Below are 19,360 nucleotides of genomic sequence, written 5' to 3'. Positions count from 1 at the left end.
CGGCCGAAATGGTTAACGGCGCGTAAGCGCCTAGGCATGCACAGGATTTATTTACCATATTCCGGCATGGCGTCGTTATGCGATCGCGCTTCCTGCCGTTCATCCGCCGTCCCGCCTGCATCCTGACGCTATTTGGCGTCTTGCTGATGCTGCCGGCCTTGTTGTGGGGACCGGGCTTCACCCATTCGCACCAGTATAATCTGCTCTGGACCGCGCATTTCGGGCAGGAAATGGCCGCCGGTCAACTCTACGAGCGCTGGTTGCGTGGCAGCTTCGAGGGTTTGGGCAGCCCCACCTTCTATTTTTATCCGCCCTTTGCCTATTGGATAGGCGGCGCCTTTCATGCGGCAGGTTTTACCGTGCCGACGGCGGTCAATCTGACCGGGTTGGCGCTGCTGGTAGCGTCTGGCCTGGCCATGCATCACTGGCTGGCGACGCGCGGCACCCGGCCGTTGCTGGGCGCGATGCTCTATATGGCCGCACCCTATCATCTTTATGACATCTATGTGCGCGGCGCGCTGGCCGAAGCGACCGCGTTCGTCTGGCTGCCGCTGATTGCGCTGGCGATCGACCGACTCCCGGCTAGGCGGGGCGTCATGCTGCTGGCGGCGGCCTATGCGAGCCTGTTGATCAGCCATCTGCCGCTGGCCATGCTGACCGGCCTTTTGGTGATCGCGCCGCTGATCGGCTGGCGATTGTGGCAGCGCGCGCCGATATTGCCATCGGCCATCGCAGCGGGCGCTCTCGCCTTTGCGCTTGCCGCCTTCTTCCTGATCCCGGCGCTGACGCTGCAATCCCATGTGTCGACGTCGATATTATGGGTACAGGATTACCGGGCGACCGATTGGTCGATCTGGAACAGTAGTTTCGAACTCTTCCCTTGCCTGGCCTTGGGGCTGATCCTGCTCGCCTGGCCTGCGGCACGGACGCCATGGGGGGTGATCGCGATATTGACGGCGTTGCTGTCCGTCCGCCTCATCCCCTTCGTCTGGGGGATATCCTTGCTGAACAAGGTGCAATTTCCCTGGCGCGTCTTTTGCATCACGGAGTTCGCCGCGATCACCGCGCTGGCGGGCAGTCGGCTGCGCCCGGCGCTGCTGGTCGGCGCTGGCGTGCTGCTGCTGTTCCCCTATCTATTCGGTGGCCTGCTGACCGCCGCCTTCCTGCGCAAGCCCGTCGATCAGGCGCTGATCGCGCGGGTCGCGCCGGATGCGCCCGAATATCTGCCGCGCGGCTTCGACCTATCGCGCGTGCGGCCTGGCAATCGCTGGGTCGATCTGACGCCGTGGCGCGCGCTGCCGCGTGGCGACGCGATATTGGTCGAACGGGCGGGCCCGGTGACGCTGGGCCATGCCGCCTTCCCCATCTGGCAAGTGACCCGCGACGGCCGCCCCGTGCCCAGCAGCGGACCATTGCTGCATTTCCAGGCGACGCCGGGCCTCTATCGCGTCGAACGGCTGCGCCTGTGGCAGGAAACGCTGGGCGGCGGCATCAGCCTGGTCGCGCTGCTGCTGCTGGCGATGCTGGCATTACGGCAACGTGCCATTAGCCATTTGTCAAAGTTTCCAGCTTATTCACCTTGATCACCCAGATCGGGTCGGCGCCCTCAGGGACCGACCGGAACGATCGCGACGAGATGGCGGAGAAATATGAGCGCCTTTGGACGGAAAAATGGACCCGCCGGTATCAAGCCCGGCTTTGGCGTTGCCCGCCCGATGCAGGGCGGCAGCCCCAAAGAGGAAGCGCCGCGCGGCGGCGACCAGTTCCCCCCGCTCGACATCGCGGCGTTGCCGGGCGAAATCCCGTTCGACCCCTTGTCGGCCCCGACCACCCAGATGCAGCGCAATTCCGACGCGATGGCCCGCCTGTCGGACCGCGCCAATGCCGACCATGTGCCCGACGCCGGGCCGCAGGGGTTCGAAGCCAGCGTCCACAAGATCAAGGAACAGGTACTCCCCCGCCTGCTGGAACGGGTCGACCCCGAAGCCGCCGCAACGCTGACCAAGGATGAGTTGGCGGAGGAATTCCGCCCGATCATCATGGAAGTGCTGGCGGAGTTGAAGCTGACCCTCAACCGGCGCGAGCAGTTCGCGCTGGAAAAGGTGCTGGTCGACGAGTTGCTCGGCCTTGGCCCGCTCGAAGAATTGCTGAACGACCCGGACATCACCGACATCATGGTGAACGGGCCGGACCAGACCTATATCGAAAAAAAGGGCAAGCTGATCATCGCCCCGATCAAGTTCCGCGACGAGGAGCATCTGTTCCAGATCGCGCAGCGGATCGTGAACAAGGTTGGCCGCCGCGTCGATCAGACCACGCCGTTGGCCGACGCCCGCCTGCCCGACGGTTCGCGCGTCAACGTGATCGTGCCGCCGCTCAGCCTGAAGGGCACGGCGATCTCGATCCGTAAATTCTCCGCCAAGCCGATCACCATCGACATGCTGGCCCAATGGGGCGCGATGAGCCCGAAAATGGCGACCGCCCTGAAGATCGCGGGCGCGTGCCGCTTCAACGTGGTCATTTCAGGCGGTACGGGTTCGGGCAAGACGACGATGCTCAATGCCCTGTCGAAGATGATCGATCCGGGCGAGCGCGTGCTGACGATCGAGGATGCGGCGGAACTGAGACTCCAGCAGCCGCACTGGTTGCCGCTGGAAACCCGTCCGCCGAACCTGGAAGGCAATGGTGCGATCACCATCGGCGACCTGGTCAAGAACGCCCTGCGTATGCGCCCTGACCGCATCATCCTGGGCGAAATTCGTGGCGCGGAATGTTTCGATCTGCTCGCCGCGATGAACACCGGCCATGACGGCTCCATGTGTACGCTCCACGCCAACTCGCCCCGCGAATGTCTGGGCCGTATGGAAAACATGATCCTGATGGGCGACATCAAGATCCCCAAGGAAGCGATTTCCAAGCAGATCGCCGATTCGGTCGACCTGATCATCCAGGTGAAGCGCCTGCGCGACGGTTCGCGCCGCATCACCAACATTACCGAAGTCATCGGCATGGAAGGCGACGTCATCGTCACCCAGGAACTGTTCAAGTTCGAATATCATGACGAGGATGACAGCGGAAAGATCATCGGCGAATATCGCTCGATGGGCCTGCGTCCCTATACGCTCGACAAGGCGCGCATGTTCGGCTTCGACCAGCCATTCCTGGAAGCCTGTCTTTAATATCAAGCTGCATTGACCAGGCACCTATAGCATGGTGTTCCCCGGCGAAGGCCGGGGTCCAGTTCTACGCTCTGGACTGGACCCCGGCCTTCGCCGGGGAGCACCATCACTGTCTCCGATGCGTCATGATCATCGCGCTTTGGCATGAGATAATTTGGCTGGCGGGGATTTGTCCCCACCGCCCCCTTGCGCCCGGCACAAGGGACCGGCACATCACCCTCTCCCTGAAAAGAGAGGATGCCCCCGATGAATCGTCTCGCCCGCACGGCCTTGCTGCTGACCGGCCTCGCCCTGCCGCTGCTGCCGCTCGCCGCTCAACATGCCGATCACGCCGCCCACCAGGCGACAGACCCGATCGCCGCCGCCATTGCAGCCCCCAGCCGCACGCCCAAAAATGTCGCCCGCGACCAATATCGCCACCCGGCCGAAACGCTCGCCTTCTTCGGTGTGACACCGAGTCAGACAGTTGTGGAATATAGCCCGAGCGGCGGTTGGTACACTGAAGTCCTGGCGCCGCTGCTGCGCGACCATGGCACTTTCTACGCGCTCCAGCCCACCGGCCGCTATCTGGACGGCTACAAGACGTTCCTCGCCGCCAATCCGGCCGTCTATGACAAGGTGAAGGTCGCCGCCTATCCCGAAGAAGCCGCCAGTATCCCCGCTGGCAGCGTCGACACGGTGCTGACCTTCCGCAACGTCCACAACATGGTCATGGCCGGGAGCGAGGCCGCGACCTTCAAGGCCTTTTTCGACATGCTCAAGCCCGGCGGCACGCTGGGCGTGGTCGATCATCGCCTGCCCGAAGATCGCGACAGTGCGCTGGAAAAGAGCAGCGGTTACCTGAAGGTTTCCACCATCCGCCGCATCGCGCAGGCGGCCGGCTTCGAATATGTCGGCGCGTCGGAAGTGAACGCTAATCCCAAGGATACGGCCGACTGGCCCAAGGGCGTGTGGACCCTGCCCCCCTCGCTCAGCCAGAAGGATGTCGACAAGGACAAATATTTGGCCATCGGCGAAAGCGACCGGATGACGCTGAAATTCCGCAAGCCTATTAAATAAGGACTGGCCCGGTTGCGTCACGGCGCAACCGGGCTTGAGCGGTTGATCCGATTACATTGGATCAACCGCTCAAGGTTTATGTTTTACCGCGATTTCCGAGTCATCAGATGATTCCATCTGATTAGAAATCGCTCTAAGGCGGCGGCGTGACCGCACCTACCCGTCCCCATCGCCCGCTCTTCGCCATCGGGCTGCGCCTGATCGCCGTGCTGTGCCTGTCGGTGATGTTCGTGACCGTGCGGGTGGCGAGCGAACATGGCGTCCATGTGGTCGAATCCCTTTTTTACCGGCAGGCCTTTGCACTGCCGATGATCCTCATCTGGGTCGCGCTGGCGGGTGGCCTGCGCACCGTGCGCACCCAGAGGATCGGCATCCATGCCAGCCGCATGATGCTGGGGCTGACGGGGATGCTGCTCAATTTCCTGTCCTACATCCTGCTGCCCCCGGCAGAAGCCGCGACGATCGGGTTCACCATGCCGATCTTCGGCACGATATTGTCGGCGCTGATTCTGCGGGAGGCGACCGGCATCCATCGCTGGGCCGCGGTGCTGGTCGGTTTCGTCGGCGTGCTGGTGATCGTACGCCCGGATGCGGGCCATTTCCCGATCCAGGGGGTCGCCGTCGCCATCACCGCCGCCCTGGTGACCGCCAGCGTCAGCCTGGTGCTGCGCGAACTGGGCCGGACCGAATCGGCGGGCGTCGTCGTCTTCTGGTTCACGGTCCTGTCGATGATCCCGCTGGGCATCGCCATGCCCTTCGTCGCGCAGGCGCATGATGCGCTGACCTGGGGATTACTACTGGTGATCGGCCTGTTCGGCGGCATCGCGCAACTCTGCTTGACCGCCGCGCTGCGCTGGGGACCGGTGTCGGTGGTACTGCCGATGGATTATACGACGATCATCTGGACCACCCTGCTGGGCGTCGCGATCGGGGAGAATTGGCCGATGGCGACGACCTGGGCCGGCGCGACGCTGATTGTCGCCAGCGGCCTCTATATCGCCTGGCGCGAACATGTCCGCGCCAGGCGTCCGGTGGTCAGCTCAGCAGTTCCGCCTCAAGGCTGATATCGGCCTTCAGCAGCTTGGAGATCGGGCAGTTCGCCTTGGCCTTGCCAGCCAGTTCCTGAAAGGTCGCCTCGTCCGTGCCGGGGATGGTCGCCTTGAGCGTCAGTTTGCTTGCGGTCACGGCGAAACCGTCATCCTGCTTTTCCAGCGTCACGACCGCGGTCGTCTCCATCTTCTCCGCCGTCAGCCCTGCTTCGCCCAGGATCAGCGACAGCGCCATGGTGAAGCAGGACGCATGGGCGGCGGCGATCAACTCCTCCGGGTTGCTGCCCGGCTGTCCTTCGAAGCGCGTCGCAAAACCATAGGGATAGGCGTCCAGCGCGCCGCTCTGGGTAGAGATCGCGCCCTTCCCGTCTTTCAGGCCGCCCGTCCAGACTGCCGAACCGCTGCGATTGATCTTCATGGCCTATGCTCCCGATGATGCGTGGTTGTATGAGCCGGAGGAACCCCAGCGGTCCCCCATGGTTGCATCATCATAGCGTCATTTCTCACAGGAGCATGACAATGACTGACCTGACGATGGAAAATCATGGCGACCTTATCGCGTCCGACCGGGTGGAAGGCACCGCGGTCTACAACCGCCAGGGCGACCGCCTGGGCAAGATCTCCAACTTCATGGTGGACAAGCGCAGCGGACAGGTGCGCTACGCCGTCCTCTCCTTCGGCGGCTTTCTGGGCATCGGGCACGACCATTATCCCCTGCCCTGGTCGATGCTGGCCTATGACACCGGCCAGCACGGCTATGTCGTCGACCTCGACAAGAAACTGCTCGACGATGCGCCGCGCTACGGCGCCGACCAGCGGCCGCATTATGACGACGGCTATGGCCGCAACGTCTACCAATATTATGGCCTCATCTACCCTTGGTAAATCACCGCCAAGCACCACCGATCGGCGGGCCGGCATCATGCCGGTCCGGCCGCATCGCTGTTGACGATCCGGCTTGATGAGCGTTTTTCCGGCTGCCTAGATTTCACCACATTTCGCCGCTTGCCTATTGTCTACCAGATAAATAGAATTATTGTCAGAGCCTCGATAGCAAGGATGAGGATCAGACCATGGAGCGATTCGGTTTTTCGGGTGACACGCGCCAACCGGTCGTGCTGACCATCCCTGGCCTCAACAATAGCGGGCCGGGTCACTGGCAGACAATCTGGGAAGAAACGCGCGGCGATTGCGAGCGGGTGGACCTGGGCAGTTGGGCCAGCCCCAATCGCAATGCCTGGGTGACGCGGCTCGACGCCGCCATTCGCGAAGCGAACGGCCCGGTGATTTTGGCGGCGCACAGCCTGGGTTGCTTGGCCGTCGCCTGGTGGGGCGCCTTGCAAAGCCAAGCCTATGGCTGGCCGGTGACCGGCGCATTGCTGGTCGCGCCGCCCGACTGCGACCGGATGGAAACGCCAGAGACGATCGGCGGCTTCGGCCCGACCCCGCGCGCGCAACTGCCCTTCCCCTCGATCCTGGTGGGTAGTCGCGACGACCCCTATATCTTCTTCGAACGCGCCCATAGCGTCGGCAAATATTGGGGCAGTCAATTTGTCGATGCGGGCCATGCCGGCCACATCAACGCGCAATCGGGCCTGGGCGACTGGCAGTTTGGGCAATCTTTGCTCGAACGGCTGATCGACAATGCACAGGAACAGGCGTCGGCCATGCGCCAGATGCGCCCGGCGCTGCCGATGGCCCAGCAGGAGCGCAAGTCCGTGCGCCCGACCATCCACCCGTAGAGACTCACCCCAAAGGGGCGCGACAAGACAAACTTGCGCGCCCCTTATATTTGCTTTTTTGTCTATCTTTGTAGTTGAGATATTAGACGGAGCCAGAGGTGCCCATGAGCGAACATAAACCGATCGAACTCCGCCACGCCCGTATCGATGGCGCTCGCGCAGAGCTGCGTCCCGACATCGCCGCCAGCGTCGACAAGGTGCGCAGCGTGCTGGAGGCGCTGCGTTTCGGATCGATCACGCTGACCGTACACGATGCGCGCGTGGTCCAGATCGACGTGACGGAAAAAACGCGCTTGTCCAACTGAGCGATCAGGTGGGGGCCATAGAGTTTCGGGCTGCGACAAGCGGCCCAGGCGGCAGGGGGTGAGCCGCATTGCCATTTCATTCCCATAGTATCGGCTTTGACCGGACCACCGGAAATGCCGCGATAAAATGATCACCGGACAGCCGGATAAAGGGGATAATCATGATTGCGCGTTTTCTGTTGCTCGCGAGCGTCGCGGGCGCTTCCATCATCACGCCCGACGCCTTTGCGCAGGATGCGGCTCAGCCGGCCGCCGATGACGTCCAGCAACCCAATGTGCGCGGCGATGTGATCGTCGTCACCGCTCGCCGCCGTCAGGAAACCGCGCAGGAAGTGCCACTGGCTATATCCGTGATCCGCGGTGACAGCATCGAGGCGACCGGTAACTTCAACATCGTGAAGCTCCAGCAACTCGCGCCGACATTGCAGGTTTACACCACCAACCCGCGCAACACGTCTGTCAATATCCGCGGCCTGGGCGTGCCGTTCGGCCTGACCAGCGACGGCTTCGAACAGGGCGTCGGCATCTATGTCGATGACGTCTATAACAGCCGCGTGGCCGCCGCGACCTTCGACTTCCTCGACGTGGCCCAGGTCGAAGTGCTGCGCGGGCCGCAGGGCACGCTCTATGGCAAGAACACGACGGCCGGAGCGATCAACATCACGACCAACCAGCCGACCTTCGATTTCGAAGGCCGCGCCGAACTGACCGTCGGCAACCTCAATTACAAGCAGGCCAAGGCCGCCGTGTCCGGTCCGCTGACCGACACGATCGCCGCCCGCATCGCGATCGCCGCGACCAGCCGCCGCGGCACGCTCTACAATGTGACGAGCCAGCGCTGGATCAACGAACAGGATAATCTGGGTATTCGTGGCCAGTTGCTGTTCAAGCCCAATGACGATTTCAGCGTCACCCTGTCGGGCGACTATAGCAAGCAAGACCCGGAATGTTGCGGCACGACCTTCGTGCGCGTGGGCAAGACCCAACGCGCGCTCGCCCGCCAATATGATGCGCTGGCCGCCGCGCAAAATTATGTCGTCCCCAGCCGCAATCCCTACGATCGGCTATCCGACCTAGACAGCAACCTGAACGCCGGCAACAAGATCGGCGGCGTGTCGGCCAAGATCAAATGGGATGTCGGCCCTGGTACGCTGACCTCCGTCACCGCCTGGCGCTTCTGGGACTGGAAACCGGAAAATGACCGCGACTTCACCGGCCTGTCGATCGTCGCCAAATCGCAAAACCCGTCGCAGCAGGATCAGTATAGCCAGGAGTTCCGCTATAATTACGAAAGCGAGAAGGTCGATTTCGTCCTCGGCCTGTTCGGCTTCAAGCAGCGGATCGACACCCAGGGCACCGAACAGCAGGGCAGCGCCGCCAGCAAGTGGAGCCTGACCGGCGCATTGGCGAACGACCCGAGCGTCCTGGAAGGGCTGACCGCCAGCAACACGCAATGGCTCAAGAGCACCAGCGCCGCGCTGTTCGGCCAGGTCAGCTGGAAGGTCACCGACGCGCTGACGATCCAGCCGGGCGCGCGCATCAACTATGACAAGAAATCGGGCTTCTACGAACGCATCGTCACCAATGGTGCCGGCGCGGTCATCAGTTGCACGCCGACGCCGACCGCCGGATCGGTGCTGGCCGCCCAGTGCGGCGTCTATCAGCCGCAGGTCAGCGCGCCGTCCGACAGCGCCTGGAACTTCACCTATGATTTCAACGTCAATTACAAGGTCGCGCGCGACGTTCTTGCCTATGCGACCTATGCCAAGAGCTTCAAGACGCTGGGCATCAACCAGAACGGCCTGCCGCTCAACGCCGATAACAGCGTCAATTATGACGCCGGCACGGTGAAGCCGGAATCGGTCAACCATTATGAAATCGGCCTCAAGACCCAGTTCTGGGATCGCCGGGCAACATTCAACCTCTCCGCCTTCCGCACCGACATCAAGAATTTCCAGGCGACCGTGAATGGCGGTCAGTTCGGCACCGTGCGTGGCTACCTCGCCAATGCGGAAAAGGTCCGGTCGCAGGGGATCGAGGCGGACCTCAAGATCGTCGCGAGCGACCGTTTCACCGCCTATGCCAATGGCGCCTACACCGACGCCCAATATAAGAAGTTCACCAACGCCCCCTGCCCGCCCGAATTGTCGGGGGGCACGTTGCAGCCATCTGGCCAGGCGGCCGATTATTCGCAGCCGGGCGTCCCCGGTGCGCTCAGCCCGCGCCAGTGCGACATTTCCGGCCAGACCCTGCCCGGGGTGTCGAAATGGGCCTTCTCCTACGGCGCGGAATATAACATCCCTGTCACGCTACTGGCTAAAGAAGGTCAGGCCTATCTGGGCGTCGATGGCAACTACCGGTCGCACTGGAACAGCAACGCCTCGCCGTCCATCTATACCGACGTGAAGGGCTATGCCCTGACCAACTTCCGCGCCGGCTTCCGTGGCGAAGGGTTCGACATCTTCGGCTGGGTGCGCAACGCCTTCGACGTCGATTATATCGAAAATCTCCAGGTCGCGCCGGGCAACACCGGCCTGATCGCCGGCCAGGTCGGCGATCCGCAGACCTGGGGCGGCACGATCAAGGTTTCCTTCTGATCATAGCGATACGGGCCGGGGCGGCGCATCATGCCGCTTCGGCCCGTCCGGCATTTGCGCGCCGCGCCGGGCTGCGGTAGAGCGCGTCCATGTCCACGACCTTCACGATCGACACCGCGACCAGCCGCGCCAACCCCACGCCCGCACCGATGAAGCGCCTGACCGTGCCCGCCATCCAGCGGCGCAAGTTTGAGGGGAAGACGGCCGAACCGCTCGTGATGCTGACCGCCTATACCGCGCGCCAGGCGCAATTGCTCGACCCGCATTGCGACATGCTGTTGGTAGGCGATTCGCTGGGCCAGGTGATTTACGGCCTGCCCTCCACGCTTGCCGTCACGCTCGACATGATGATCGCCCATGGCGCGGCGGTGGTGCGGGGCAGCTATCACAGCGTCGTCCTGGTCGACATGCCCTTCGGCAGCTACGAAACTTCGCCCCAACACGCCTTCGCCAGCGCCAGCCGGGTGATGGCCGAAACCGGTTGCGCTGCCGTCAAGCTGGAGGGCGGCGAGGCGATGGCGGAGACGATTTCCTTCCTCAGCCAGCGCGGTATCCCGGTGATGGCGCATATCGGCCTGACGCCGCAGGCGGTGAACGCGCTGGGCGGCTATGGCGCACGCGGCAAGAGCCAGCAGGAACATGCCAAGATCATGGCCGACGCCCGCGCGGTGGCGCAGGCCGGCGCCTTCGCCATGGTGCTGGAAGGCGTGATGGAGGAACTGGCCGTGGCCATCACCGACAGCGTGGATGTACCCGTCATCGGCATTGGCGCATCGGCCCATTGCGACGGGCAGGTGCTGGTGACCGAAGACATGCTGGGCATGTTCGATCGGGTGCCCCGCTTCGTGAAGCGCTATGAAAATCTGGCGCAGACCATCGACGGCGCGGCCGCCCGCTATGCCGCCGAAGTACGGACCCGCGCCTTTCCCACCGACGATCAGGTCTATCGACCTAAAAATTGATTTGCCTGTGGCATAAGCACCGCTATTGATCGCGCCCTGTGCGCTTAGTTTCTGATCCATTTCTCGGAGAATATCGTGGCCCTGACGCCGCAAAATAGCCAAGCCTTCATGCGCGAGGTGGACGATGCCGTCCGCCAGGACCAGCTTCTGGGCTTTTGGCAGCGCTTTGGCCGCTGGATTCTGGTCGCCGTCATACTGGGCCTGGTCGCCTTTGGCGGCTGGCTCTACTGGCAGCATTACAGCAAGACCCAATCGCAAGCGGTATCCGAGCAGATGGACGCGGTGCTGACGACGGCGGCCGGCGGCGGCACGCCCGACGCCAAGCAGCTCGATGCGCTGACCAAGGCCGACCAGCCGGGTTATCGCGCGTCCGCGCTGCTGACGCAGGCCGGCGCCGCGTCGCGTAAAGGCGACGCCAAGGGCGCGATCGCGCTTTATGCAGCGATGGCCGCCGACACCAATCTGGACCAGCCCTATCGCGACCTGGCGCTGATCCGCCAGACCGCGCTGGAGTTCGAAAGCCTCAAGCCCCAGCAGGTGGTCGATCGATTGAAGCCGCTGGCGATCGAGGGCGCGCCCTGGTTCGGCAGCGCCGGTGAACTGGTGGCGATCGCCTATATGAAGATGGGCAAGACCGACCTGGCCGGTCCGATCTTCGCCGCCATGGCGAAGGACGCCAATGTGCCGCAGTCGATCCGTTCACGCGCGCGACAGATGGCAGGATTAATGGGGATCGACGCGGTCGAGATTCCGGCCGAGCCGAGCGAAGGATGACCGAGCGGATGGGAATGACCTGCATGAAATTCGCGCCGATAGGCCGTGTCGTAACGATGGCCGCAATGGTCGCCCTGCTGGCTGGCTGCGGCGTGATCGGCGGCAAGAAGGGTGGCCCCAAGACGCCGGTCGTCGGCAACCGCACGTCGATCCTGAACAACGAACAGGGCGTCGAGATCGAGCCTAGCCTGGCCGATGTGCAGGTCACGCTGCCCGCCCCCTATGTCAACGACAGCTGGTCGCAGCCGGGCGGTGACCCGTCCAAGGCGATGGGCCATGTCTCGCTGGGCGGATCGCCCGCGCAGGTCTGGACCGCCTCGATCGAGGGCAGCTCGCCCCAGGCGCGCCTGGCGGCATCGCCGGTCGTCGCCGGCGGAAAGCTGTTCGTGACCGACGCGGGCGCACATGTCATCGCCTTCGACGCCGCGAGCGGCGCAAAGCTGTGGCAGACCAACCTGCCCTCCGAGGGGAAGGGCAATGGCCGCGTGTTGTTCGGCGGCGGCGTCAGCGTCCTGGGCGACCGGGTGTTCGCCAGCACGGGCTTTGGCGACGTCTTCGCGCTGAATGGCGCCGACGGCGCGATCCTCTGGAAAAAGCATCTGTCCGGCCCGCTGCGCGGCGCGCCGACGCTGGAAAACGGCCATGTCTATGTGATGGGCCAAGATAATCAGGTCTTCGCGCTCAACCAGTCCGACGGCGAAACCCAGTGGACCGATAGCGGCACGTTGCAGGTCACCGGCATTTTCGGCGTCGCGGCCCCCGCCGCTGCGCAGGGCACGGTCATCGCAGGTTATAGTTCGGGCGAAATCAACGCCTATCGGTACGAAAACGGCCGCACGCTTTGGGGCGACGCCTTGTCGCGCACCAGCATTTCGACCGCCGTGGCGTCGCTGACCGACATCGACGCCGATCCGGTGATCGACCGCGGCCGCGTCTTCGCGATCGGCCAGGGCGGCCGCATGGCATCTTACGAACTGACCAGCGGCCAGCGCCTGTGGGAAATCAACATTGCGGGCATTTCGACCCCGGCCGTCGTCGGCGAATGGGTGTTCGCGGTGACCAGCGACGCCCGGCTGCTCTGCGTCGCGCGCGCCACCGGCAAGATCCGCTGGGTCAGCCAGTTGCGCCGCTGGCAGAAGGAAAAGAAGAAGGACAAGGCGATCCGCTGGACCGGCCCGCTGCTGGCTGGCGGCCGCCTGATCGTCGTATCGACCCGCGGCGAGATGGTCTATGTCGATCCCACAACCGGATCGGTGCAATCGACGGTGGACATGGATCGGTCCATGTCGCTGTCGCCGATCGTCGCCAACAACATGCTCTATGTGCTGGCTGACGACGGGAAATTGACGGCGTTCCGTTAAGCGACGCAAATATGCTAAGCCTACTCCCGCGCAGGCGGGGGTCCAGTTCCTCCGTCTGGACTGGATTCCCGCCTGCGCGGGCGTACGGCGTTTATCGATTTTGAATTTTTAAGAAGGAACGGGCCTCCATGCTGCCCACAGTAGCCATTGTCGGGCGTCCCAATGTGGGCAAGTCCACCCTCTTCAACCGTCTGGTCGGCAAGAAGCTGGCGCTGGTCGACGACCAGCCCGGCGTGACGCGCGACCGGCGCGAGGGCGAGGCGCATCTGCTGGGCCTCGACTTCATCATCGTCGATACCGCAGGCTATGAGGATGAGGACGCCAATACCTTGCCCGGCCGGATGCGGATGCAGACCGAAGCGGCGGTGGAAAATTGCGACGTCGCTCTGTTCATGATCGACGCCCGTGCGGGGATCACCCCGCTGGACGAGGAAATCGCCCGCTGGCTTCGCGCCAACGACGCGCCGGTTATTCTAGTCGCCAACAAGGCCGAGGGCAAAGCGGCCGACGATGGCGTGATGGAATCCTTTTCGCTGGGCCTTGGCGAACCTGTCCCCTTTTCCGCGGAACATGGGCAGGGCATGGCCGACCTGTTCCAGGCGCTGCTCCCCCATGTGGAGCGCGAGGGCGACGAGCCCTATGAAAAGGAATTTTACGAGGATGACGAGAGCGCCCCGCTCAAGCTCGCCATCGTCGGCCGTCCCAATGCGGGCAAGTCTACGCTCATCAACCGACTGCTGGGCGAAAACCGCCTGCTGACCGGGCCGGAAGCGGGCATCACCCGCGACAGCATCGCCGTCGACTGGATGTGGACCAGCCGGGAAGGCGTGGAGCGTCCCGTCCGCCTGATCGACACGGCGGGGATGCGCAAGCGCGCCAAGGTGCAGGAAAAGCTGGAAAAGCTGGCCGTGTCCGACGGCATCAACGCCGTCAATTTCGCCGAAGTCGTCGTGCTGATGATCGATTCCACGCGCGGGCTGGAAGCGCAGGATCTGCGCATCGCCGACCGCGTGCTGGAGGAGGGCCGCGCCCTCGTCGTCGCGCTCAACAAATGGGATACGGTCGAACATGGGTCGGCGTTGTATCAGGGCATCAAGAAGGCCCTGGACGAAGGATTAGCGCAGGTGCGCGGCGTTCCGATCATGACCATTTCCGGGTCCACCGGAAAGGGGCTGGACGACTTGATCCATGTCGCCTTCGAAACCCGCACCGCCTGGTCGCAGCGTGTTTCCACCGGCATCCTCAACCGCTGGTTCGAAACCGCGCTGGAGGCCAATCCCCCTCCCGCGCCCGGCGGCAAGCGGATCAAGCTGCGCTACATCACCCAGAACAAGACCCGTCCGCCTACCTTCGTGCTGTTCGGCACACGGCTGGACGACCTGCCCGAAAGCTATCGCCGCTATCTGGTGAACGGCATCCGCCGCGAACTGGGGTTCGGTGCGGTGCCGGTGCGCCTGACGCTGCGCAGCCAGAAGAACCCGTTCGCGACCAAATAAGCGCGATGGCGGCCGATCCCGTGTCCGTGAACGCCAGGGGCATGAAATGTCCCTGGCCCGCGCTGCGCGCCGCCCGTGCATTGCGCGACGCCGACGCCATCGTGATCGAGGCGGACGACCCGATCGCCGCGCGCGAATTGGCGGCGCTCGCCCAGGCGCAAGGCTGGACCTTCGCGACGCTGGGCGACGATCGGTTCGCCCTGTCCCGCCCGGCGTGAATATGATCCATATCGGGTGGCTTTCCGCCACGCTTTAACTCCCTGTTTACGCGCCGCGCCTATGTTGGCGTCGTTAGAATGAAGGAGCGGCGTGGGTGTCCTATCACGATACCGAACTGGTCAGTTGGAACGAATTTACGCGGACCCGCAGCGAGTTGGGGACCGCCTTTCTTCGTATCCTGGGCTATTTTCGGGAAGATGGCGCGAAATCCATCGGCGCTGTCGAAGAGGCGTTTCGCGCCCGCAACGCCGCTGCGCTGGTGACCCCGGCCCATACGCTGAAGGGCGAATCGGCCCAGTTCGGCGCTTATCGCCTTAGCGCCATGGCCGAAGAGATCGAGATGGTCGCCCGCCGTTGCGTGGAAACGCATGAAGGACCGGACGAACTGATCGAGGTCGTCGTCGCGTTGCGACCCTGCTTCACCGAAACGATGGCGCTGCTCGATCGCGATGCCAACCCGCTGGTCGCCCGTCGGCCCGCCACCTTCGGTCGCCGCGCCGAAGTGCCCGTACAGGGTTTTGGCCGGGCGGTCTGATCTGCCGCCGTCGATCGCAAACTGCGGCACGACCATCTTATAGGTCTTGAAGTAAAACCGATTATGCCCCCATATGGCGGGCATGACCCTTTTCTCCCTGCTCGACCTAGTCCCCGTCCGTGAAGGCGACACTGTCGCCACGGCCCTTGCCAACGCCGCGGATCTTGCCGCCCATGCCGAAAGGCTGGGCTATTATCGATTCTGGGTCGCTGAACATCATGGCATGGCGGGCATCGCGTCGGCAGCGACGGCGGTCGTGCTGGCGCATATCGGCCATGCGACGTCCACCATCCGCATCGGCGCGGGCGGCGTCATGCTGCCCAATCACGCGCCGTTGGTGATTGCGGAACAGTTCGGCACGCTGGACGCCCTTTTCCCCGGCCGCGTCGATCTGGGCCTGGGTCGTGCGCCCGGTTCGGATCAGCGAGTGGCGCAGGCGATCCGCCGCAACCTGTCCGGCGGCGCGGACCAGTTCCCGCGCGACGTGATGGAATTACAGGCCTATTTCAGCGAAGATGAACGGTTGAGCATCCAGGCGACGCCGGGCGCGGGCGCCGATGTGCCGCTCTGGATACTCGGCTCCAGCCTCTATGGCGCGCAGCTGGCGGCCATGCTGGGCTTGCCCTACGCCTTCGCCTCCCATTTCGCGCCCTCCGCGCTGGACGAGGCGATCGCCATCTATCGCCGCGACTTTCGCCCCTCGGCCCAGCTGAAATATCCCTATGTGATGGCGGGCTATAATGTCTTTGCCGCCGATACGGCGGAGGAAGCCCATCTGCTCGCCAGTTCGATGCAGCAGTCCTTCGTGCGGCTGCGCACCGGCCAACCGGGCAAGCTGCAACCGCCGGTGCCGGGCTATTATGACGCGCTGCCCGCGCAGGCGCAGGCGATGCTGTCGGATGTACTCAGCGTCTCCAGTATCGGCACGCAGGCCGATGTGGAGCGCGACATCGCGGCGTTCCTGCGCCGCACCCAAGCGGACGAACTCATGCTGACCGGCCAGATTTTCGACCCCGCCGCGCGCAAGCACAGCTTCGCCATCGCCATGGCGGCGGCTCAGACGGTCACGACCCGCGAGATCGCCTGAGGCTCCGGCCGCTTCAACCGCCCGCCGCTGAGCAGCGCCGCCGCGCCCGGCGCGACACGACGCAATCCCGCGCCGATCGCGATCACAGCGCCCAGCACCATCAGCGGCTGGAGGATCAGGTAGAAGGGATAGAAGGGCGTGCCCATCTTCCCGAACAATCCGCCCAGCACCGGCCCCAGCAGCCAGATCATGATCAGGTGGGCGCTGAACAGGAAGAACATATAAGGCTCGATCCGCAGCAGCATCGGCCGCGCCGGGCTGTCCGCCAGCGCCCAGGCCAGCCGCCAGAAAGCAACCGCCGCTGCGATCCGCAGCGTCAGGTCCAACCCCCGCTGCGCCACCGGCCAGGCATCGTCGCCGACGGTGACGGCATGATAGAGTTGCACCGCCATCAGCAGGGCAAAGGGAATGGCCATCAGCAGCATCGGCTTGTTCGCCACACGCTCGGCCCAGCCGCCACGCTGCGCCAATATGCCCAGCGTGAAGAAGACCAAGATCGATGCCCGCATCAGCACCGGCGGGCCGAAGCCGGCAATGTGACAACCAGCCACGACCGCCGCGATCAACACCAGCGACCAACCCGGCATCCGCACCAGCAAAGGCGCTGCGACCATGCACAGGAACAGGTCGCGCAGGAACGGCATCTGAACATTGATGTCGGGGTTACGGGTCAAGATCAGTATCTCGTCGACCACCCACCATCCCGATTGCGGCATCGGCGCAGAGAGGCCCAGCCGCCAGGCAGCGCCCGAAACAAGGATGATCGCGATGACGTTCCACAGCACCATGGGCAGCAATATGGTCCGCGCCTTACGCCGCACATGCCGGCCCCAGTCGCGCGTCGTCTGCGACTGGGCGACCAGCCAGCCGGATATGAGGCCCAGCAGCGGCACCGCGCTGCGGCCGAACAATTCCATCAGCAGCCAGCGCAAATTATCCTGCCCGCTGCCGCGCAGCGCCTTGAGCGCTTCGCCATTCAGGCCGGTCCAGGCATGAACATAGACGACGCCCAATATGCAGATGACACGGGCGATCGCGATCGCGGCTGAGCGACGCGCGCCATCTGTGTGGCCATTGATCTTCGGGATATCGGACACGCGGCCATCCTGTTTGTTGCCTATTCTCAATGCCCGAACTTGATCCATGTTCCTGTTCCGCCAAACGACTGGTCCAGATCGGACCCCGGCTCAGCGTCTCTTAACCTTCACCCGCCACCCTGAAGTGGGCTGTTGCGGCCAGGCGCGCGACATAAGCTAAGCCAATCTTTACCTCTTTTGCCTAGAAGCATCCTGTTAACCGGAAGCCATTCCGGTCAAGGGGACGACAAAAGGCTCATGACCCATATGCCGGGCGCACAACATTTCTCATCCTCTGCGACGCCCGTGCATCACGCTTCGGTTCAGTCGATGGGGATGGTGTTCCAGATCGCCGGGTCCAGTTCCAAGGTGCTGATCGACGCCCAGCGACTGGCGCTGCTGGAGCAGGATGAAGACCCTTGCACCGCCATGGCGGGCCAGGTCGGCAGCCAGGTCAAGATGCGCGTCGGCAATAGCTGGCTGGTCGCCAGCGTCCGCGCGATGACGCTGGATCAGGCGAGCAAGGGCATCGTCGCCGACATCGATTTTCTGGGCGAAGGCGATGAGGAGAAGCTGACCGGGCGGATTTACCGCTTCCGCCGCGGCGTCACCCGCTATCCCACGCCGGGCACCGACATCTTTCCGGTGTCAGGCCACGACATGCGCCAGATCTACGCCGCGGACGACCGCGCGAATGTGGAGATCGGCACCGTCTATCCCACCACGGACACGCGCGCCGCCCTCTATGTCGACTCAATGCTGGGCAAGCATTTCGCGCTGCTCGGCTCCACCGGCACTGGCAAGTCGACCAGCGCCGCGCTGATCCTGCACCGCATCTGCGACCTGTCGCCGCAGGGCCATATCGTCATGATCGACCCCCATGGCGAATATGGCGCGGCCTTCGCCACCAACGGCGCGGTGTTCGACGTCAACAACCTGGCCCTGCCCTATTGGCTGATGAATTTCGAGGAGCATTGCGAGGTGTTCGTCACCTCCTCCGGCTCCGAACGCACGGTCGATTGCGACATTCTCGCCAAATGCCTGCTCGCCGCGCGCATGAAGAACCGCCTGGCCGAAAGCATCGGGCGGCTGACGGTCGATTCGCCGATCCCCTATCTCTTGTCCGACCTCACCACCATCCTCCAGAATGAGATGGGGAAGCTCGACAAGGGCACCAATTCGCTGCCTTATATGCGCCTCAAGACCAAGATCGACGAGATCAAGGCCGACCCGCGCTACAGCTTCATGTTTTCCGGCATGTTGGTCGCGGACACGATGCAGGCCTTCCTAGCCAAGATTTTCCGCCTGCCGTCCGACGGCAAGCCGATTTCCATCATCGACGTATCCGCCATGCCGTCCGACATCACCTCGACCGTCGTGTCGGTGCTGTCGCGTTTGGTGTTCGACTATGCCATCTGGGCGCGCGACGAACCGCAGCGGCCCATCCTGCTGGTGTGCGAGGAAGCGCATCGCTACATCCCCAACACCACCACCGGTTCGGGCCAGGCGGTGCGCAAGATATTGGAGCGGATCGCCAAGGAAGGCCGTAAATACGGCATTTCCCTGGGCCTTATCACCCAGCGCCCGTCGGACCTTGCCGAAGGCGTGCTGTCACAGTGCGGCACGATCATCTCAATGCGCCTCAACAACGACCGCGATCAGGCGTTCGTGAAGGCCGCCATGCCCGAAGGCGCGCGCGGTTTCCTCGATTCGATCCCCGCCCTGCGCAATCGGGAGGCGATCATCTGCGGTGAAGGCGTCGCCGTGCCGATCCGCGTCGCGCTCGACAATCTGGAGGAGCATCGACGCCCCGCATCGGGCGATCCCAGCTTCACCGAACTCTGGCGTCAATCCGGCAGCGAAGCCGATATATTGGAACGCACCATCACCCGCTGGCGCAACCAGGGACGGTAAACGGC

At 63.7% G+C, this 19,360-nt stretch carries 18 protein-coding genes; 16 read left to right on the top strand and 2 right to left on the bottom strand.

The genetic code is table 11. The features are described 5' to 3' along the window. Positions 1–77: 77 nt before the first annotated feature. The 4 genes from HHL08_RS02340 (at position 78) to HHL08_RS02325 (ending at position 5,302) form a co-directional block, all read left to right on the top strand. Positions 78–1,583, top strand: a complete 1,506-nt coding sequence (locus HHL08_RS02340; RefSeq protein WP_169570850.1) for an integral membrane-like protein — start codon at positions 78–80, stop codon at positions 1,581–1,583. 66 nt (positions 1,584–1,649) lie between these two features. After that, positions 1,650–3,179 carry a CpaF family protein gene (locus HHL08_RS02335; protein ID WP_169570849.1) on the top strand — a complete coding sequence of 510 codons (1,530 nt, stop codon included), beginning with the start codon at positions 1,650–1,652 and terminating at the stop codon, positions 3,177–3,179. Positions 3,180–3,425: 246 nt separating this feature from the next. Next, complete coding sequence (locus HHL08_RS02330) at positions 3,426–4,238, top strand: class I SAM-dependent methyltransferase (protein ID WP_169570848.1); 813 nt, start codon at positions 3,426–3,428, stop codon at positions 4,236–4,238. Positions 4,239–4,423: 185 nt separating this feature from the next. Then, positions 4,424–5,302, top strand: coding sequence for a DMT family transporter (locus HHL08_RS02325; protein WP_328804554.1), 879 nt, complete (start codon positions 4,424–4,426; stop codon positions 5,300–5,302). Here HHL08_RS02325 and HHL08_RS02320 read toward each other — a convergent pair. Next, positions 5,274–5,705 (bottom strand): OsmC family protein, encoded by a 432-nt coding sequence (locus HHL08_RS02320; RefSeq protein WP_169570846.1) that lies wholly within the window; start codon positions 5,703–5,705, stop codon positions 5,274–5,276. The genes HHL08_RS02325 and HHL08_RS02320 overlap by 29 nt on opposite strands. Positions 5,706–5,806: 101 nt before the next feature. Between HHL08_RS02320 and HHL08_RS02315 the strand changes: the two genes are divergently transcribed. The 11 genes from HHL08_RS02315 to HHL08_RS02265 all read left to right on the top strand — a co-directional run bounded on the left by HHL08_RS02315 (position 5,807) and on the right by HHL08_RS02265 (position 16,365). Beyond that, positions 5,807–6,172, top strand: coding sequence for a PRC-barrel domain-containing protein (locus tag HHL08_RS02315; RefSeq protein ID WP_169570845.1), 366 nt, complete (start codon positions 5,807–5,809; stop codon positions 6,170–6,172). Positions 6,173–6,360: 188 nt separating this feature from the next. After that, complete coding sequence (locus tag HHL08_RS02310) at positions 6,361–7,029, top strand: RBBP9/YdeN family alpha/beta hydrolase (RefSeq protein ID WP_169570844.1); 669 nt, start codon at positions 6,361–6,363, stop codon at positions 7,027–7,029. A gap of 104 nt (positions 7,030–7,133) precedes the next feature. Next, positions 7,134–7,334 (top strand): YezD family protein, encoded by a 201-nt coding sequence (locus HHL08_RS02305; RefSeq protein WP_169570843.1) that lies wholly within the window; start codon positions 7,134–7,136, stop codon positions 7,332–7,334. Between the two features lie 161 nt (positions 7,335–7,495). Beyond that, positions 7,496–9,931, top strand: coding sequence for a TonB-dependent receptor (locus tag HHL08_RS02300; protein ID WP_169570842.1), 2,436 nt, complete (start codon positions 7,496–7,498; stop codon positions 9,929–9,931). 89 nt (positions 9,932–10,020) lie between these two features. Then, the gene (gene panB / locus HHL08_RS02295) at positions 10,021–10,893 is read left to right on the top strand and encodes a 3-methyl-2-oxobutanoate hydroxymethyltransferase (RefSeq protein ID WP_169570841.1); all 873 of its coding nucleotides are present in this window, start codon (positions 10,021–10,023) and stop codon (positions 10,891–10,893) included. Between the two features lie 75 nt (positions 10,894–10,968). Beyond that, entirely contained in the window at positions 10,969–11,667 is a 699-nt protein-coding gene (locus tag HHL08_RS02290) for a tetratricopeptide repeat protein (protein WP_169570840.1), read from the top strand. 8 nt (positions 11,668–11,675) lie between these two features. Then, positions 11,676–13,028: an outer membrane protein assembly factor BamB family protein gene (locus tag HHL08_RS02285; protein ID WP_408021747.1), complete on the top strand. Its 1,353-nt coding sequence runs from the start codon at positions 11,676–11,678 to the stop codon at positions 13,026–13,028. A gap of 128 nt (positions 13,029–13,156) precedes the next feature. Then, positions 13,157–14,524: a ribosome biogenesis GTPase Der gene (der, locus tag HHL08_RS02280; RefSeq protein ID WP_169570838.1), complete on the top strand. Its 1,368-nt coding sequence runs from the start codon at positions 13,157–13,159 to the stop codon at positions 14,522–14,524. 5 nt (positions 14,525–14,529) lie between these two features. After that, positions 14,530–14,742: a sulfurtransferase TusA family protein gene (locus HHL08_RS02275; RefSeq protein WP_169570837.1), complete on the top strand. Its 213-nt coding sequence runs from the start codon at positions 14,530–14,532 to the stop codon at positions 14,740–14,742. Positions 14,743–14,837: 95 nt separating this feature from the next. Continuing rightward, positions 14,838–15,278, top strand: a complete 441-nt coding sequence (locus tag HHL08_RS02270) for an Hpt domain-containing protein (protein WP_169570836.1) — start codon at positions 14,838–14,840, stop codon at positions 15,276–15,278. A gap of 82 nt (positions 15,279–15,360) precedes the next feature. Beyond that, positions 15,361–16,365, top strand: coding sequence for an LLM class flavin-dependent oxidoreductase (locus HHL08_RS02265; RefSeq protein ID WP_169570835.1), 1,005 nt, complete (start codon positions 15,361–15,363; stop codon positions 16,363–16,365). On the opposite strand, the gene HHL08_RS02260 is transcribed toward HHL08_RS02265, so the two are convergent. Further along, complete coding sequence (locus HHL08_RS02260; RefSeq protein ID WP_328804542.1) at positions 16,335–17,462, bottom strand: acyltransferase family protein; 1,128 nt, start codon at positions 17,460–17,462, stop codon at positions 16,335–16,337. The two genes, HHL08_RS02265 and HHL08_RS02260, sit on opposite strands and share 31 nt — an antisense overlap. A 237-nt stretch (positions 17,463–17,699) precedes the next feature. Here HHL08_RS02260 and HHL08_RS02255 point away from each other — a divergent pair, with 237 nt between their 5' ends. Continuing rightward, positions 17,700–19,355: an ATP-binding protein gene (locus HHL08_RS02255; RefSeq protein ID WP_169570833.1), complete on the top strand. Its 1,656-nt coding sequence runs from the start codon at positions 17,700–17,702 to the stop codon at positions 19,353–19,355. Positions 19,356–19,360: the final 5 nt, after the last annotated feature.

The sequence above is a fragment of the Sphingobium psychrophilum genome (assembly GCF_012927105.1).
In the GTDB taxonomy this organism is placed as follows: Bacteria; Pseudomonadota; Alphaproteobacteria; order Sphingomonadales; family Sphingomonadaceae; genus Sphingobium; species Sphingobium psychrophilum.
The sequence above is the reverse complement of the archived record's forward strand: the minus strand, read 5'-3'. Positions and strand labels throughout refer to the sequence as shown.

What these genes read in the sequence shown, in the direction of transcription:
- HHL08_RS02310 (WP_169570844.1), top strand. Translation starts at nt 6,361, where the DNA reads ATGGAGCGATTCGGTTTTTCGGGTGACACGCGCCAACCGGTCGTGCTG.
- HHL08_RS02335 (WP_169570849.1), top strand. Translation starts at nt 1,650, where the DNA reads ATGAGCGCCTTTGGACGGAAAAATGGACCCGCCGGTATCAAGCCCGGC.
- HHL08_RS02300 (WP_169570842.1), top strand. Translation starts at nt 7,496, where the DNA reads ATGATTGCGCGTTTTCTGTTGCTCGCGAGCGTCGCGGGCGCTTCCATC.
- HHL08_RS02255 (WP_169570833.1), top strand. Translation starts at nt 17,700, where the DNA reads ATGACCCATATGCCGGGCGCACAACATTTCTCATCCTCTGCGACGCCC.
- HHL08_RS02330 (WP_169570848.1), top strand. Translation starts at nt 3,426, where the DNA reads ATGAATCGTCTCGCCCGCACGGCCTTGCTGCTGACCGGCCTCGCCCTG.
- HHL08_RS02305 (WP_169570843.1), top strand. Translation starts at nt 7,134, where the DNA reads ATGAGCGAACATAAACCGATCGAACTCCGCCACGCCCGTATCGATGGC.
- HHL08_RS02320 (WP_169570846.1), bottom strand. Translation starts at nt 5,705, where the DNA reads ATGAAGATCAATCGCAGCGGTTCGGCAGTCTGGACGGGCGGCCTGAAA.
- HHL08_RS02265 (WP_169570835.1), top strand. Translation starts at nt 15,361, where the DNA reads ATGACCCTTTTCTCCCTGCTCGACCTAGTCCCCGTCCGTGAAGGCGAC.
- HHL08_RS02340 (WP_169570850.1), top strand. Translation starts at nt 78, where the DNA reads ATGCGATCGCGCTTCCTGCCGTTCATCCGCCGTCCCGCCTGCATCCTG.
- HHL08_RS02285 (WP_408021747.1), top strand. Translation starts at nt 11,676, where the DNA reads ATGGGAATGACCTGCATGAAATTCGCGCCGATAGGCCGTGTCGTAACG.
- HHL08_RS02275 (WP_169570837.1), top strand. Translation starts at nt 14,530, where the DNA reads ATGGCGGCCGATCCCGTGTCCGTGAACGCCAGGGGCATGAAATGTCCC.
- HHL08_RS02315 (WP_169570845.1), top strand. Translation starts at nt 5,807, where the DNA reads ATGACTGACCTGACGATGGAAAATCATGGCGACCTTATCGCGTCCGAC.
- der (WP_169570838.1), top strand. Translation starts at nt 13,157, where the DNA reads ATGCTGCCCACAGTAGCCATTGTCGGGCGTCCCAATGTGGGCAAGTCC.
- panB (WP_169570841.1), top strand. Translation starts at nt 10,021, where the DNA reads ATGTCCACGACCTTCACGATCGACACCGCGACCAGCCGCGCCAACCCC.